Origin of the sequence: Staphylococcus sp. EG-SA-15 (genome assembly GCF_017151895.1) — a bacterium.
Lineage (GTDB): Bacteria > Bacillota > Bacilli > Staphylococcales > Staphylococcaceae > Staphylococcus > Staphylococcus aureus.
Genome location: NZ_JACVZN010000073.1, coordinates 1 through 506, shown reverse-complemented (window position 1 = coordinate 506; position 506 = coordinate 1). Strand labels below are relative to the sequence as shown.

Here is a 506-nt window from a genome sequence, read left to right as displayed (position 1 = left end):
ATAACGTACTGCTAATGGTAAGAAGTGGAACATTAAGTTTGGATAATCAACTTTATCATTAGATCTTACAAATCCTCCACCTTCAAAGTGGTTACTTGCTGCTGGTCCTTTTCTACCGAAGATCCATTGTAATCCGATAAAAGGCATTCTAAATTTATTTAAACTTGGTTGCTCAGATACTGGTTTAGAAGATGCATGTTGTACATATACTTCTAAGTGGTCTTCGAAGTTTTCACCTACACCTGGCAAGTGTACACGTGTCTCTATACCTAATGAATTTAAATGTTCAGAGTCACCAATTCCAGAAAGTTGAAGTAATTGTGGCGTATTGAACGCACCACCTGATAGAATAACTTCTCCTGCAGCAACTGTATGTGTCTTACCATTTTTCTTGAATGTTACACCAGTTGCTCGTCTACCTTCATAATTGATTTCTGTAACAAAAGCTCTTGTTTGAACAGTTAAATTCTTACGTTTCATAGCTGGTCTTAAATAAGCAATTGATG

1 protein-coding gene is annotated in these 506 nt (G+C 36.2%); it reads right to left on the bottom strand.

Translation table 11 applies throughout. From position 1 onward, the window contains the following. Nucleotides 1–506: GMC family oxidoreductase N-terminal domain-containing protein (locus tag IDG64_RS14370; RefSeq protein ID WP_206171355.1), on the bottom strand; the 506-nt coding region annotated here is incomplete at both ends.